Raw genomic sequence first — 15,569 nt, forward strand, 5'->3', positions numbered from 1 at the left:
TCATGTCAGACAATATTAATACTGAAAAAACGGCGAATAATGAAGGGATTCATCAACCGGCTCAAAAGCAATATGAAGAAGTGATGTTCTATGAACGAAAGCCAGCCGGATTTTGGATACGGTTCTGGGCATATCTGATTGACCTTCTTGTTATTTCAGGTGTCACTTCCATCCTGCTGAAACCGGTATTCGCTTTAATCGGTGTTTCAGTGGATTCGACTAATTGGTACGCGCCTTTCACAATATTGTCGGCTCTGCTGTTCTACACGTATTTCGTCTTGATGACAAAGTTTTTCAGTCAAACGGTCGGTAAAATGATTTTTGCAATTAAAGTGGTGTCGTTGAAAAAAGATTCGCTCGATTGGGGGACTTTGCTGTTCCGTGAATGGATCGGCCGGTTAATTTCAGTGACCATCCTGCCGCTTTATTTCATTGTTGGATTCACACCGCTGAAGCAGGGAGTCCATGACTTTTTTGCTGATACGACAGTGGTGCATGAACAATCCTATCGTAAGCGTAAAATGATGCAGAAGGTCCGGGATAATGGGTCTGGGTTGCAAGAAGAGAGCGCCTTTTAGTATGATGAAAGTAATCTGAAAGGGAGGCGTTTGAATGGTACAAGTTACATTTCATGAAAATCCTGTTACCTTACCAAACAAAGAAGTCAAAGTTGGAGACGAAATCCCGAATTTCACAGTGCTCGATAATGATTTGAATCCGGTGACTGCCCAGGATACAGCTGGCAAAGTCAGACTTTTCACCGTATCCCCATCCTTGGACACCAGTGTTTGTTCAGATCAGGCGAAACGCTTCAGCGAGGAAGCATCATCGTTGGGAGATGGCGTTGCAGTCTATTATGTAACCTGTGATTTGCCATTCGCACAAAAACGATGGACTGAAGTTAATGAAGTCAAAAATCTCACTACACTTTCGGATCACCGCGATCTGTCGTTTGGTGAAGCATTCGGTGTCACAATGCAGGAATTGCGATTGCTGGCACGCTCCATATTTGTTGTGGATGAAAATGATAAAGTGACTTATGTGGAATATGTTCCTGAGGGAACGAATCATCCGGATTATGATAAAGCGATTGAAGCTGTAAAAGAGCTGACAAAATAATACTTGGAACCCACTCATTTGAGTGGGTTTCCTTATTGAGGACGGAGAACTAATGAATTCAGCAATGGAAAACGTATTTAATTTTATCGATGAGCAAACTTCTGAAATCCAGAAGGAGCAGGAGAATTCATATCTGGAAAGCCTGCTGATCACAACTGAAAAATGGCTGGACGGAATTATACAGCCCAATGAAGAAGCATCTAAGGAAGATATTCGCAAAGCGATTCAGCTGGCGGTGCTTAAAGGCATGAAAGAACATATCCAGCCTCATCATCAGATGACACCGGATGCGCTGGGGTTGCTGATGGGTTATCTTGTGGAATTGTTCGTGAAGAAAGACCAGGCGACCATTTTAGACCCAGCTGTTGGAACTGGCAATTTAATCTTCACTATCATGAATTATCTGGATGGTAAATTGACGGGTGCCGGAGTGGAAATTGACGATCTGCTCATCAAGCTTGCATCGAATACGGGCAATCTTGTTCAGCAGCCGGTGACGCTCTATTTGCAGGATGCTTTGCAGCCTTTGATGATTGATCCGGTGGATGCAGTGGTATCGGATTTGCCTGTCGGATATTATCCTAATGATGAGAACGCAGCAACTTATGAACTGAAAGCGGAGGAAGGAATGTCTTATGCACATCACCTCTTCATCGAACAATCCCTGAAACATACAGCTGATGGGGGATATCTATTCTTTATCGTACCGAAAGCTTTGTTTGAATCACCTATGGCAGGTCAGCTGCATAATTATCTGAAGAAGACGGCTGACATCCAAGCAGTGATGGAATTGCCGGATACGCTTTTTAAAAATTCGTCCCATGCAAAAGGGATTCTTATTCTGCAGAAGAAAAAAGAAGGTATCAAAGCTCCGAGAGAAGTCTTACTGGCGAGAGTCCCAAACATGTCGAAACCGGATTCAATGGCAAAATTCTTTACACAAGTAAATAATTGGTTCAAAGAAAATAAAGGTTGAAATAATAGGAATATGCTATACTGAAAGCAGCAGAACTATTGCATCAGTCCAATTGAAAAGAGGGATGACACGTGAGTGAGTCCAATGAAACACCGAAAAAAGTGAGCTTGCAGGAAGCAGTAAAACGCCAGCTTGAAGCCAAGAAAAATCAGGCTTCAGGTAAAAAAGGGAGCGGCAACGCATCTTTGGAAACGAAAAAGATGAAGAGCCAGCAAACAAAGAAAGTCAACAATACACGCCGTAAGATGGGAGTTTAAGGAAGAAAAGCGTTAGCGCCCGTTAAGCTCTGAAAGGCATAAGACGGATGAGCAGAGTGGCGTTACTTGCCACGGCAGCTGAGATGGCTTATGACCCGAAGAGCTGGACAGCAAAAACCCCCAAACACATAAGCCATCCTAAAAAAGCGGACCTCGCCGGGTTCGCTTTTTTTATTTTTATGCACTTTTTTCACTTCTATAATAAAGGGTTAAGCAGATTTTTATAGAATTATTCTTTAAGAGACAATATACCAATCACCATTCGAAGGAGTGGAAACCATGTACCGATCGATTTTGATAGCTGCAGACGGCTCTGAAAATTCATTTCGGGCTGCCAAAGAAGCGGTGAAATTGGCCTCGTTGGTCAAAGGGGCGGAAGTTACGATAATATATGTCATCGATCACAATGAAGCAGGCAACGAAGAAATCCATCGCCATGCTTCAGCTGAAATTGAAATGTCCCGCCAGAAGAAGATCCTGCCGATTATAGAACTGCTTGAGAAGGAAATGGTTTTTCATAAAGTGGAAATGATTTATGGAGTCCCCGTACATGTAATTGCTGAGTATGCGAATGACAGGAATTTTGATATTTTGATCATGGGGAAAAGAGGATTGAATCCGATGCAGGAAATGGTGCTTGGCAGCGTCAGCCGTTCAGTCCTGAATAAAGTTGATATGCCGGTGCTGATTGTAAAATAAACCGCAGATCCTATAAGATGAAGGAGTGTTCCTGTATGATGTGGATGATAATAGTTGTAATTGCTTATATACCGATTTTTTATAAGATTCATCACCGGATAGGCCAATTGGAAGACGAGATTGCTCAATTGAAGGAAGAAATGGATTGATCCCCGCTTTATCAATAGTGAAAAGAGTGTGAACGTCAAAAGACTTAAGTTTCCAATGCAGATATAAAGGATATAGAGAAAGGACGGGATTTATCCGTCCTTTTTCCTGTTTAATGAAGGATTTACTCCTTATTTAGGGTTAGCATTTCTATTTTGCTGTTTGAAAATGCTATAATTACTGATTGTGATGGATATTTAAGTGACAGAGGGAATGCCTATGAATAATGAAGGCATCCCGGAATGTGATAGACTAGGACTATAATAAATTAAAAGAGAGCTGATAAACTTGACTGCAAATAAGAGAGAACCCGAATTTTTACCGGTGCTTCTAGGTTCTGATATGAACGCATATGGAATGGCCCGGTCTTTTTACGAAGCATACGGCATTAAGCCGCTTGTTTTGGGAAGGTCAAATCTTTCTGCAACCCAGCACAGTGACATTCTGACTTTGCGGGTGATTGAAAACTTGAATGAAGAAGAAACTTTCCTTCCTTCGGTATTGGACATCGCAGAAGAATTCAAAGGGAGAAAGCTATTGCTGCTTGCCTGCGGAGATGATTACGCGAAACTCATCATTCGCAATAAGGATAAGCTGACGCCTTATTTTGCGGTTCCATATATTGATGAAAAACTGATGGATCGTCTGGTCCTTAAAGAAAATTTTTATGATATTTGTGAGCAGTATGGCTTCAGCTATCCACGTACAGACCTTTGCACATATGAGAATTATAAAGAGTTTACACCTAACTTTTCTTATCCGATCATCATCAAGGCATCCAATTCAGTCGCTTACTGGAATTGTTCATTCCCGGGCAAAAAGAAGGTTTTTGTCGCACATGATAAAGCGGAAAAAGATGCAATTCTGGATGCCATCTACAATTCTTCCTATAAAGATAATCTGACTATCCAGGAGTTCATACCGGGTGACGATTCTTTCATGCGGGTTTTGAATGCTTATGTCGGAAAAGACGGTAAAGTTAAACTGATGGCATTGGGAAATCCGATTCTTGAAGAGCATTCACCGGAAGGAATCGGCAGTTATGCTGCAATCATTAATACATTCGATCAGAAATTGATGGATAAAGTACGCTTTTTCCTGGAAGATATCGGTTATACCGGATTTGCCAATTTCGATATGAAGTATGATGCGCGTGATGATTCTTACAAATTATTTGAAATCAACCTGCGTAATGGACGCAGCAGTTATTATGTCACTGCAAGCGGACACAATCTTATGAAATACGTTGCGGATGATCATATTTTCAATAAACCCCAGAAATTGGTTTACGCCAAAGACAAGCATCTGTGGCTGATCATCCCTAAAAAAGTCCTTTTCAAATACGCACAGAACGCAGTTTTAAAAAATGAGGCAAAACGTCTGATTAAAGAAGGAAAAGTAACGAATTCCTTGTTCTACAAAAAAGATTTCAATACAAAACGTTGGATCAAATTGACATTGAATAATTTAAACTATCACCGGAAATATAAAAAATACTTCAATAATAAAGGTCTGTCATAAGTTATGGAAAAAAAAACACTGGGCATTGTTGGTGGTGTAGGACCACTCGCTACTATGTTCATAGGCGAAATGATCGTGCGCCGGACAAAGGCTGCAAAAGATCAGGATCATGTCAACTCCATTATTACGAATAATACGCGTATTCCTGATCGGACAGCTTTCATCATGGGGCGCTCCGATGATAATCCTGTTCCTGTCATGATTGACGACATGGCAAAACTATCATCAATCGGTGCTGAAATCATCATTATTCCTTGCAATACGGCTCACACATTTTACGATGAGCTCCAAATGGGCTCTCCGGTTCCGGTTATCCATATGATCCGGGAAACAATGAAGCGCGCAGCTCAGCAAGGCGCTGTAAAAGTAGGTGTTCTTGCCACCACCGGAACAGTTACATCGAAAGTCTATCAGCAAGCGGCAAACGAATATGGACTGGAACCTGTTTTACCGAGTCCGGAAATACAGGAAAAAGTCATGTCAATCATTTACGATAATGTTAAAGCGGGAAAAAATGCTGATAAAGATACATGGCGCGAAATCGTCAATCATATGGAAAATCAGGGATGCGATCGAGTGGTGCTAGGCTGTACTGAACTTTCCATTGTTAAAAAGGAAATGGACCTGCCCGATTTCTATCTTGATTCACTGATTGTATTGGCAGAAACGGCTATCTTATCATGCGGCTATGAGCTAGCTGAATAAACGACAGAAAAAACCCTTTTCCATCACTGGAGAGGGGTTTTAGCTTGTTGCGAAAAGTGTATGTAAGCAATCGATATTGCGCAAAACAGCTCGCTTTCCTGGGGGCTTGTACTGAGCTAACTCGGTCTCGTTTCACTTCGCCCGAGTGGATCTCAGCACTTCGCTAGAACCGGAGTTGAGTTTCAACTCCGGTTCTACTCCCCTGGGAGTCTCGTTGTTTTGCTCCATATCTCTGAATCGCTTCGCTAGCTTCGAGACATTAAAAGATATGCAGCGAAATGATCGAATAAAATGATGTTTTTGAAAATCAGAAAAACCCTCTTCCAACACTGGAAAAGGGTTTTTCGTGCTTGCCGTTTAAGCTGTTGGATTTTGTGATTGGTCTGCTCTGCCTTGCAAATCAGACGGGGCATCATCGGTACGGACTACGAGTACATCACAACTCGCTGAACGCACGATATGTTCGGATACACTGCCGATCAGGAATCGTTCGACTGCGTTGAGACCGGTTGCTCCACAGATAATCAGATCAGCATGCACTTTTTTCGCAAGATCTCGTGAAATCATTGTTTTAGGTGAACCGTAGTCCACTACGATGTTCACGTTTTGTACTCCTGCCGCCATTGCTTCCTTTTTATAATCGGCCAAGAGGTCCTCTGCGAATTTCTGTGCTCTGTCAGCGATGGAACGGTCATAGGCTTCGATTGCCGCAAATGATCGGGTATCGATGATGTTGACCAGGTTCAATGTCGCGTTATTGCGTGTTGCAATGCCCACTGATTTTTTGAAAGCCCACTCAGCTTCCTTAGAGCCATCCACTGCCACAAGAATTTGTTCGTATTTTAATGTCATGATTGCATTCCTCCTGTTCTATTTATGAAATTCGATACAAGCAGTACCAGCTCCTTCTTTTTCTTGAAAAAATCGCTTAAAACCTGTGTCCAAAATATGGATAAAATTAGAATGCCTGATTAAAGTTATATCGAAATAGAATAAAATTAAAGGTTAATTGGAATATTACATAATAATCCAGAAAAATATAGCTCGAAAAAAGGGATATAATAAAAGATTTTCAAATCGGTAAATAAAGTTGGGCAAAGTCTAATAATATCTGATAGAATGGATTTGCTTTGAAGTAAAAAATTTCTAATCTATATTTCCTATTAAAGATTAATGGAGGGTTTCACCATGCGTATTGGAGTTCCAACAGAAGTGAAAAATAACGAGAACAGAGTAGCAATGACACCATCGGGCGTTGTCAATCTCTCATTGTATGGGCATGAGGTGTTCATCCAGGCTGGAGCAGGTCTTGGCTCCGGGTTTACGGATGAAGACTATAGTTCTGCAGGAGCCAGCATTGTCGCGACAGCAGAAGAAGCATGGAACCAGGAAATGATCATGAAGGTGAAAGAGCCGACAGCATCTGAATATGGCTATTTCCGCGAGGGAATGATCCTGTTCACGTACTTGCATCTTGCGCCTGAACCGGAATTGACGAAAGCTATGCTGGATTCGAAAGTCATCGGAATCGCTTATGAAACTGTGCAGCTGCCGAATAATTCATTGCCGTTATTAACGCCGATGAGTGAAGTCGCAGGTAAGATGTCAACTCAGATCGGTGCTCAATTTCTGGAAAAAATCCATGGCGGTGGGGGAATCCTTCTAGGCGGAATCCCGGGAGTTTCACGCGGCAAAGTTACAGTAATCGGAGGCGGTGTAGCAGGAACAAATGCTGCCAAAGTAGCGGTAGGAATGGGTGCCAACGTAACGATCCTCGACTTGAATCCGGATCGTCTCCGTCAATTGGACGACTTGTTCGGACAGGATGTACAGACGATGATTTCAAATCCATTGAATATTGCGGATGCTGTTGAGAAAGCGGATCTTGTAATCGGTGCTGTGTTGATTCCAGGTGCAAAAGCTCCTAAATTGGTTACAGAAGATATGATCAAGTCGATGAAACCGGGCTCGGTTGTGGTCGATATTGCAATTGATCAAGGCGGTATTTTCGAAACGAGTGACCGCATCACGACTCACGACCAACCGACATACATCAAGCATGATGTGGTGCATTACGCAGTTGCGAACATGCCTGGTGCGGTTCCGCGTACTTCCACAATCGGTTTAACGAACGTTACTGTTCCTTACGCAGTACAAATTGCCAACAAAGGTTATAAACAGGCTATCCTTGAAAACGAAGCTTTGAAAAAAGGTGTAAATACGCTTAATGGGTATGTGACATATAAAGCGGTTGCCGATGATCAGGGTGTCGAATACAAATCAGTCGAAGAACTGTTGGCTTAATAGAATAGATGCTTGCAGCTGTTATGCAGTCTGCATGAACATGAAAAGCTGCGCCGGATAAAATTCCGGCGCAGCTCTTTTTTAGTTATTGATGATTTGCAGTTCTTTCGGATATTTCGTCAACACTTCGACGCCATCTTCGGTAACGGCAAGATCGTCTTCGATTCTGACACCCACTTTGCCGGGTACATAAATGCCGGGTTCAATTGTGAAGACCATGCCGGCTTCCATTTTCATATCATTCGAGCCATGGAGTGAAGGGAACTCGTGGACAGAAATGCCGAGTCCGTGGCCAAGGCGATGAGTGAAGTATTCACCGTATCCCGCTTCCTCGATAACACCGCGTGAAATGCCGTCCAGTTCAGCTGCTGTAACACCTGGTTTGACGGCGTTCAAGGCAGCCAGTTCAGCTGCCAGCACTATGTCATAGACTTTTTTCTGTTCTTCGCCTGGTTCACCCAAAGCCAGCGTGCGGGTGATATCTGAACAATACCCCTTGTGGACGACCCCTAGGTCAAACAGGACAAGGTCACCTTTTTGCAGTTTGCGGTCGCCTGTCTTGCCATGCGGAGAAGCAGCATGGTCTCCGGTCAATACAGTGGTATCGAACGACATATGTGTGACTCCGCGTTTTTTTAATGCAAGTTCGATTTCAGTCATGACTTCGATTTCAGTAATGCCTTCTTTGATTGTTTTCGCAGCCACTTCAATTGCATAATCGGCCAACTCCGCTGCTTCGCGAAGTATTTCCATTTCAGCAGCATCTTTGATAACGCGCATGGCACTTGTTTTTTCATCGATCCCAACGATGGTCGGAGAATGGAAAAACTCATTGATTGCATCATACCGCTCTACAATCATATGGTTTTTTTCGATTGCCAGTGCAGATATGGAGGAAACTGTTTCACTTGCTGTCCGGTACAGGACCTCCATTGCGTTATCTGTATCCGTGTGTCCGACGACCTTGCCGTTCCATCCAGCACTTTTGGCATCCGGAATCTCCATTTGGGGACAGATCAGAAAAGGTTCGGAATCGCTGAAAATCATGACCCCTAGAAGCCGTTCGTGCGGATTGCTCTTGAATCCCGTGAAGTAAAACACGTTATCCGGGTTAGTGATGAATGCTGCATCGATACTGTTCTCTTTCAGGTAATTCTGCAGATTACTGATTTTATTCATAGGTAAATTCCTCCTCTATATGTGTAGCATAACAAAGATGAGGGTATAAGACAGCTAGAAACTGAACGCATACTTAAATGGAGGGATAACATGAAAATTTCTTATCACGGACATTCAGTCGTCAAAATCATGACCGGAGGAAAAACGATTTTATTCGATCCATTCATCGATGGCAATAAGCTTTGCGACCTGAATTCCAGCAAAGAAAAGCCGGATATGATTCTCCTTACACATGCGCATAACGATCATGTGGGTGATACGGTGGACATTGCCAAAGAAAATGACTGCACGGTTGTGGCGCCGGTCGAGCTGGCGAATTATCTTGGAACATTCGGATTTGAAACGATCGGCATGAATTTGGGCGGTGCAAAGGAATTCGATTTTGGAACCGTCAAATACACGAAAGCGTTCCACAGTTCTTCATATACGACAGAAGACGGAGATGTCATTTATGGCGGCATGCCTGCAGGAATTCTTTTCAAAGCGGAAGGAAAGACGATTTACCATGCAGGCGATACCGATTTGTTCGGAGACATGGAGCTGATCGGCAAACGCAATGACATTGATATCGCGTTCCTGCCGATCGGCGATTTCTTTACGATGGGCCCTGAAGATGCGGCATATGCGGCAGAACTTTTGAAAGCGAAAACAGTAGTTCCCATCCATTACAATACATTCCCGCCGATTAAGCAGGACCCTGAAAAATTCAAGGAGTTGGTCAAAGGCTCTGAAGTGAAGGTTATGAAAGCTGGCGACCAGTTCGAAATTTAAACGCAGAACCCCCGAGGAGCAATCATTCTTCGGGGGTTTCTGTATTAGGAAATATGGTACACTAAAAGCATCAGGAAAGCAGAAAGAATGGGTGAAATCATGGCGACGAAACATGAACAGATACTTGATTATATTGAAACGCTGGAAGTCGGGGAAAAAATATCCGTCCGCAGGATCGCTAAGGAATTGCAGGTCAGTGAAGGCACAGCTTACCGCGCAATAAAAGAAGCTGAAAACAAAAGGCTTGTTTCCACAATTGAACGTGTCGGCACCATCCGCATCGAACGGAAAAAGAAAGAGAACATTGAGCGGCTGACGTATGCCGAAATCGTCAATATCGTTGACGGACAAGTGCTGGGGGGGCGGACCGGCTTGCATAAGTCATTGACTAAATTCGTCATAGGCGCGATGCAGCTCGAAGACATGATGCGTTATACGGAAGCCGGCAACCTGCTGATCGTCGGCAATCGCCTTAAAGCCCATGAATATGCGCTTCAGGCTGGTGCCGCTGTATTAGTGACCGGAGGCTTTGATGCTTCGGATACAGTCAAGAAACTGGCGGATGAATATGAATTGCCGGTCATTTCGACCAGCTATGATACGTTTACCGTTGCTACGATGATCAACAGGGCCATCTATGACCAACTGATCAAAAAAGAGATACTTTTAATAGAGGATATATTGATTCCTCTTGAGAATACCCATTACCTTCATCATCATGATCCAATCAGCCGTTACCGTGAATTGAACAAGGAAACCACGCACGGCGGATTTCCGGTAGTCGATGATACAGGAAGGATAATCGGGATATTGACGTCTCGTGATATTATCGGTTTTACGGACGAGGACAGCGTAGAGAAAGCAATGACGAAAGATCCCATTACAGTCACGCTGCAAACAAGTGTAGCATCGGCGGGACACCGGATGATATGGGAAGGGATTGATCTGCTGCCGGTCATCGATGACCAAGGCAAATTATGTGGGGTCATCAGCCGACAGGATGTATTGAAAGCCATTCAGACAGCGCAGCGGCAACCGCAGCAAGGTGAAACGATAGACGATCTCATCATCAGCCAGCTGCAGATGAAGCCTCATGAAAAGCTTTCATTGGAATTCCGGGTAACGCCTCAAATGACCAATTCGTATGGTTCAATATCCTATGGTGCTTACACCACTATACTGTCTGAAGCCGCAACGAGCGCATTGAAGACGAAAAATCGTAAGGACAGTGTGCTTGAAAATATGACGGTCTATTTCCTGAAACCGGTTCAGCTGGATTCCCTTATTTACATCAAACCTGCGATTTTGGATATCAGCCGTAAATCGGCTAAAGTGGATATCGAAGTGTCGTTTGAAGGGGAGATTGTCGGGAAAGCGATGCTGACTTTCCAACTGCTGGACCGTTAGAGAAATAAAAAACCCCCTCACTTAGAGGGGGATTTGCTATTCGTTCAGCCGTGCTTCTTCAGCGACGAATTTATGATAATGTCTTGCCGCTTTGTAATTATGGATGCAAAATGCCAGTCCCAGAATGATAAAAATACCGGCAACTATATAGGTGAGCGGGGTCTGAAAGACAATCAGCAGATCAATACCCAAAAACACTCCGAAACTTCCTAGAAAGAAAGCTGCTGTGGAAGCATACCACTTTTTACGGATTGGCAATGTTGCTCGAAATTGCTTTGTTTTATAATAGAAATAGAACACAATTGAAAAAATCATTAAAAATATAAAAATTAGCATAAGGACCTCCTGTATTCCGAAACTTTCTTCTATTGTACTGAGAAATGTGGCCGAATGCGAATGGATTTCCTTGAAAAATGGAGGAATGCCCTATGAACAGTCAAATCATCGACACAATTAAAAAATACGAAACGATCATTATCCATCGGCATGTGAGACCTGATCCAGATGCATATGGTTCACAGCTCGGATTAAAATACATACTGCAACATAACTATCCTGAAAAAACGATTTTAGCTGCTGGAGAACACGATTCGACGATGGAATTTCTTGGGACTCAAGATCAGGTGGCTGATGAAGACTATAATGGTTCGCTGGTTATTGTTACGGATACTGCTAATACTGAGCGGATTGACGATCAGCGTTATCTAAAAGGAGATAAAATCATTAAGATTGATCATCATCCCAACGATGATGCGTATGGTGATCTATTATTGGTGGATACTAGCGCAAGTTCATCTTCTGAACTCATCTATGAATTATTTGAAGCTGGCCAAGTCCAGGAAAATTGGAAGCTGCCGGCTACTGCCGCCCGCCAGCTGTATGCTGGCATAATTGGGGATACGGGGCGCTTTCTTTTTCCGAGCACAACACAAAAAACTTTCCGGATTGCCGGTGAACTGATCAAGAGTGATTTTGACCGCAACGAGCTTCACAATGGCATGTATGAAATGGAGAGAAAGCTTCTGCATCTGCAAGGCTATATGTACCAGAACTTTAAAATGGATGAAAATGGAGCTGCGTATGTAAAAATCACGTTGGATATCTTAAAGGAATTTGAAGTCACCGCAACCGAAACTTCGTTGCTTGTCAGTTCCCTGGGTAATGTGAAAGGAATGAAGGCATGGGTAATATTCATCGAGGAAGAAGAAGAGATCCGCGTGCGTCTCCGTTCTAAAGGCCCTGTCATCAACGAATTGGCAAAAGAGTTTAACGGCGGAGGCCATCCGATGGCTTCAGGAGCAACGGCTTATTCATGGGAAGAAGCTGACCGGGTGATTGACCGGCTGAAAGAAATTTGCGCAAACGCGGAATAAGAAAGGAGGGATTGCTTTGTCAATGGTTTATCCATATATAAGTACGTCAGCAGATTTGTTGAAAAGTACGGTGCGCCTTGATGAACTTTTCCCTTTTCTGAAACAGCAAGGGACTTCTTCGGTCGCAATCGTCAATTCGAAACTGTACGGCGTACTGCCATTCTGGGAAGCCTGCTATCAAGCCGGCATCCACGGGGTGATCGGTTTTTCAACATTTATTGAATACGACGGACAGCCTTATCCCGTTGTGCTTTATGCCCAGTCCAATCAAGGCTATGGTAATCTCTTGAAGATTTCCAGCGCGTTGGCCACAAGAAAACGCAAGGCGATTCCGGAACAATGGCTGAACGCATATCAAGAAGGGCTTGTATGTGTGATACCGAATGCGATTGACTGGACGCTGACCGATCGCCATGGTGCATTCGATTATATTTATCAACTTTTTGGGAAAAGATGTTTTGGATCCGTGCAGCGCCCAGGCGGAAATGTCTCAGATAATGAAACGAGATTTATCGCAGCATGCGAACAGTCGGGCTTGCCGATCATGGCGACACAGGAAGTCAGATACCTGAAAAAAGAAGGAGCTTTTGCATATGAAGTGGCGTCCGCCATCGGGCAGGGGCTAAAACTTTCAGATGATCAGCGTCTGCAGCCGGAACATACAGATGCTTTTGCGCCTGCCGCTGAAGAAATGACGAATTGGTTTTCGGACCGTCCTGAATGGTTGGAAACTGCAGAAAAAATGCTGTTGAGCTGCAAAGTCAGCATCCAGACCAACAGGCAGCTGTTACCAGTTTTTCCATTGGAAAAAGAAGTGGATAAAGCGGAATACATAAAAAATATCTGTTTGGATGGACTCAGAGGCAGATTGAATGCCAGCAATGTGCCAAAGGAATATCTGGCCAGACTTGAGTATGAACTTGGTGTCATTAAATCGATGGGCTATATCGATTATTTTCTGATCGTTTCAGATTTTATGAAATTTGCCCGAAATGAAGGGATAATGACAGGACCAGGCCGTGGGTCATCCGCCAGTTCACTGGTTGCATATTCCCTTCATATTACAGATGTCGATCCACTTGAACATGGTTTGCTTTTTGAAAGGTTCCTGAATCCGGAGCGGGTTACTCTTCCTGATATCGATATCGACTTCGCCGATCACCGGCGGCACGAAGTAGTGGAATATGTCGCGAATAAATACGGGCAGGCAAGAACCGCGCAAATCATCACATTCGGCACTTTATCCGCTAAAGCGGTGGCAAGGGATACAGCACGTGTCTTTGGTTTCGAAGCTGAAGACCTGGAGGCCATTTCAAAGATGATTTCGAGCCGTCCAGGCACAACTTTAAGATCTGCTTTGAAGGAAAATAGTAAACTGAACGACTGGATTGTCGCACGCGAAGAACGGAAAACCTGGTTTAAAACAGCGCTGCAGCTGGAAGGATTGCCGCGTCATGCCTCCACTCATGCCGCCGGAGTCATTCTCAGCCCCTCATCATTGGTGGATTATGTCCCAATTGAAGAAGGGAACGAAGGAATCTATTTGACCCAATGGCCGATGGGGGATCTTGAAGCCATCGGTTTATTGAAAATGGATTTTCTTGGTTTGCGTAATCTGACCATTTTGGAGCAAATAAAAAAACTTCTAGCCAGAGGCACGGGAAAATCGATCGATTACCGTAAATTGCCGTTGGATGATGCAAAAACTTTCAGCATACTGGCTGAGGGTGACACAAGCGGCGTATTCCAATTGGAATCAGATGGCATGAGAAATGCTTTAAGGCAGATAAGACCCACCGCTTTCGGCGATATCGTGGCGGTCAATGCATTATTCAGACCGGGTCCCATGGAATTCATACCGCTATATGCAAAAAGAAAACATAAACAGGAAACCGTAACATTCGTTCATCCGATTCTTGAACCGGTACTCTCTGAAACTTACGGCGTCATCGTTTACCAGGAACAGATCATGCAGATTGCCGCCCGTATGGCCGGCTTTTCACTGGGAGAAGCGGATATTCTGAGGCGCGCGGTCAGTAAAAAGAAACGTGAAATCCTGGATCAGGAAAGAGTCCATTTCGTTCAAGGGGCTTTAAAGAAAGGTTTCAAGGAAAGTGAAGCCACCGAAGTCTACGATTTAATCGTGCGTTTCGCCGATTACGGATTCCCCAAAAGCCATGCAGTCGCTTACAGTATGATTTCATATCAGCTGGCGTATATGAAAGCGAATCATCCCATATACTTTTACGCTGCAATGCTCGGCAACGCCTCTGGCAATGCTGAAAAGACCAAGCAGCTCCTTCAGGAAATAAAGGAGAAAAAGATTCCTGTTTTGCCTCCATCAATTCAAAGCAGCTATAAATCGTTTACCATTGAAGACGGTAAAGTGCGGATTGGTTTGAACAGTATAAAAGGCGTACCAGGCAACGTCATAAATGCTTTAATTGCCTCCAGAAAAGAAGGTGGACCGTTCAGCAGCCTATTTAATGTAGCTGAGCGGATTTCGGCCATCCACTTCACACGCAAGTCGTTTGAACCGCTTATAAAAGCTGGTGCACTGGACGACTTCGAACTTGACCGGGCAACATTGCTCGCCTCACTGGACAGTGCTGTCAAGCATGCGGAGCTTGTTAAACCGGATGAGGAGCCCGGACTGTTTGACGATATGGGCGCAAGCTTCATGAAGCCGAAATACACCAAAGCTTCACCGATTCCTGAGAATCTGAAATTGGATCTGGAAATGGAAGTGCTCGGATTTTACCTTTCGACACACCCGATCGAAAGGGAAAAAGAACAGCGGCAGAAAAATTTCGATGAGTTGAAATCCCTGAAGCACAAACCCGATAAAGATCGGGTTATTGTGCTGGGCATGATCGAAGACATCAAAAGGATCCGAACAAAAAAAGGGGATGCGATGGCGTTTGTCACGCTGCAGGATGATACAGGTCCGGCATCGGTCACATTATTTCCGGAAGAGTATGCAAAATATAATGCCATTTTGAAAGAACAGGCAATCATCGAAGTGCAGGGAACAATAGAAAACCGGATGAACCGGACATCGATTATCTGCAAAAATATCAATTTGTAACTGCTTTTCCAGTCGGAAAAGCA

At 43.9% G+C, this 15,569-nt stretch carries 15 protein-coding genes; 12 read left to right on the top strand and 3 right to left on the bottom strand.

Translation table 11 applies throughout. The annotated features are described in order from the left end of the window. The first annotated feature begins 2 nt into the window (after nucleotides 1–2). The 7 genes from D2910_RS00475 (at nucleotide 3) to cuyB (ending at nucleotide 5,424) form a co-directional block, all read left to right on the top strand. Nucleotides 3–578, top strand: a complete 576-nt coding sequence (locus D2910_RS00475) for an RDD family protein (protein WP_117312055.1) — start codon at nucleotides 3–5, stop codon at nucleotides 576–578. A gap of 34 nt (nucleotides 579–612) precedes the next feature. Then, entirely contained in the window at nucleotides 613–1,119 is a 507-nt protein-coding gene (gene tpx / locus D2910_RS00480) for a thiol peroxidase (RefSeq protein ID WP_117312056.1), read from the top strand. Between the two features lie 52 nt (nucleotides 1,120–1,171). Continuing rightward, complete coding sequence (locus D2910_RS00485) at nucleotides 1,172–2,095, top strand: class I SAM-dependent methyltransferase (RefSeq protein ID WP_117312057.1); 924 nt, start codon at nucleotides 1,172–1,174, stop codon at nucleotides 2,093–2,095. A gap of 71 nt (nucleotides 2,096–2,166) precedes the next feature. Beyond that, nucleotides 2,167–2,352, top strand: coding sequence for a hypothetical protein (locus D2910_RS00490; protein WP_101801700.1), 186 nt, complete (start codon nucleotides 2,167–2,169; stop codon nucleotides 2,350–2,352). Nucleotides 2,353–2,631: 279 nt separating this feature from the next. Beyond that, nucleotides 2,632–3,051, top strand: a complete 420-nt coding sequence (locus tag D2910_RS00500; protein WP_084246501.1) for a universal stress protein — start codon at nucleotides 2,632–2,634, stop codon at nucleotides 3,049–3,051. Nucleotides 3,052–3,540: 489 nt separating this feature from the next. Next, nucleotides 3,541–4,719 carry a carboxylate--amine ligase gene (locus tag D2910_RS00505; RefSeq protein WP_084246827.1) on the top strand — a complete coding sequence of 393 codons (1,179 nt, stop codon included), beginning with the start codon at nucleotides 3,541–3,543 and terminating at the stop codon, nucleotides 4,717–4,719. 3 nt (nucleotides 4,720–4,722) lie between these two features. Continuing rightward, nucleotides 4,723–5,424, top strand: coding sequence for a cysteate racemase (gene cuyB / locus D2910_RS00510; RefSeq protein WP_117312059.1), 702 nt, complete (start codon nucleotides 4,723–4,725; stop codon nucleotides 5,422–5,424). Between the two features lie 357 nt (nucleotides 5,425–5,781). Here cuyB and D2910_RS00515 read toward each other — a convergent pair whose 3' ends face one another. After that, entirely contained in the window at nucleotides 5,782–6,276 is a 495-nt protein-coding gene (locus tag D2910_RS00515; RefSeq protein WP_084246497.1) for a universal stress protein, read from the bottom strand. 336 nt (nucleotides 6,277–6,612) lie between these two features. Here D2910_RS00515 and ald point away from each other — a divergent pair, with 336 nt between their 5' ends. Beyond that, nucleotides 6,613–7,728: an alanine dehydrogenase gene (gene ald, locus D2910_RS00520; protein ID WP_084246495.1), complete on the top strand. Its 1,116-nt coding sequence runs from the start codon at nucleotides 6,613–6,615 to the stop codon at nucleotides 7,726–7,728. An 81-nt stretch (nucleotides 7,729–7,809) separates the two neighbouring features. On the opposite strand, the gene D2910_RS00525 is transcribed toward ald, so the two are convergent. Further along, entirely contained in the window at nucleotides 7,810–8,907 is a 1,098-nt protein-coding gene (locus D2910_RS00525; protein WP_117312060.1) for a M24 family metallopeptidase, read from the bottom strand. A 90-nt stretch (nucleotides 8,908–8,997) separates the two neighbouring features. On the opposite strand from D2910_RS00525, the gene D2910_RS00530 reads away from it, so the two are divergent. Continuing rightward, the gene (locus D2910_RS00530; RefSeq protein ID WP_117312061.1) at nucleotides 8,998–9,678 is read left to right on the top strand and encodes a metal-dependent hydrolase; all 681 of its coding nucleotides are present in this window, start codon (nucleotides 8,998–9,000) and stop codon (nucleotides 9,676–9,678) included. Nucleotides 9,679–9,777: 99 nt separating this feature from the next. Then, nucleotides 9,778–11,085 (top strand): DRTGG domain-containing protein, encoded by a 1,308-nt coding sequence (locus D2910_RS00535; protein WP_084246826.1) that lies wholly within the window; start codon nucleotides 9,778–9,780, stop codon nucleotides 11,083–11,085. A 36-nt stretch (nucleotides 11,086–11,121) separates the two neighbouring features. Here D2910_RS00535 and D2910_RS00540 read toward each other — a convergent pair whose 3' ends face one another. After that, nucleotides 11,122–11,421 carry a YtpI family protein gene (locus tag D2910_RS00540; protein WP_084246489.1) on the bottom strand — a complete coding sequence of 100 codons (300 nt, stop codon included), beginning with the start codon at nucleotides 11,419–11,421 and terminating at the stop codon, nucleotides 11,122–11,124. 92 nt (nucleotides 11,422–11,513) lie between these two features. On the opposite strand from D2910_RS00540, the gene D2910_RS00545 reads away from it, so the two are divergent. Both D2910_RS00545 and dnaE read left to right on the top strand, forming a co-directional pair. Continuing rightward, the gene (locus D2910_RS00545; protein ID WP_084246487.1) at nucleotides 11,514–12,458 is read left to right on the top strand and encodes a DHH family phosphoesterase; all 945 of its coding nucleotides are present in this window, start codon (nucleotides 11,514–11,516) and stop codon (nucleotides 12,456–12,458) included. 22 nt (nucleotides 12,459–12,480) lie between these two features. After that, nucleotides 12,481–15,546, top strand: a complete 3,066-nt coding sequence (gene dnaE, locus D2910_RS00550) for a DNA polymerase III subunit alpha (protein ID WP_240633544.1) — start codon at nucleotides 12,481–12,483, stop codon at nucleotides 15,544–15,546. The last annotated feature ends 23 nt before the right edge of the window (nucleotides 15,547–15,569 follow it).

The organism is Planomicrobium okeanokoites, assembly GCF_003428875.1.
Lineage (GTDB): Bacteria > Bacillota > Bacilli > Bacillales_A > Planococcaceae > Planococcus > Planococcus okeanokoites.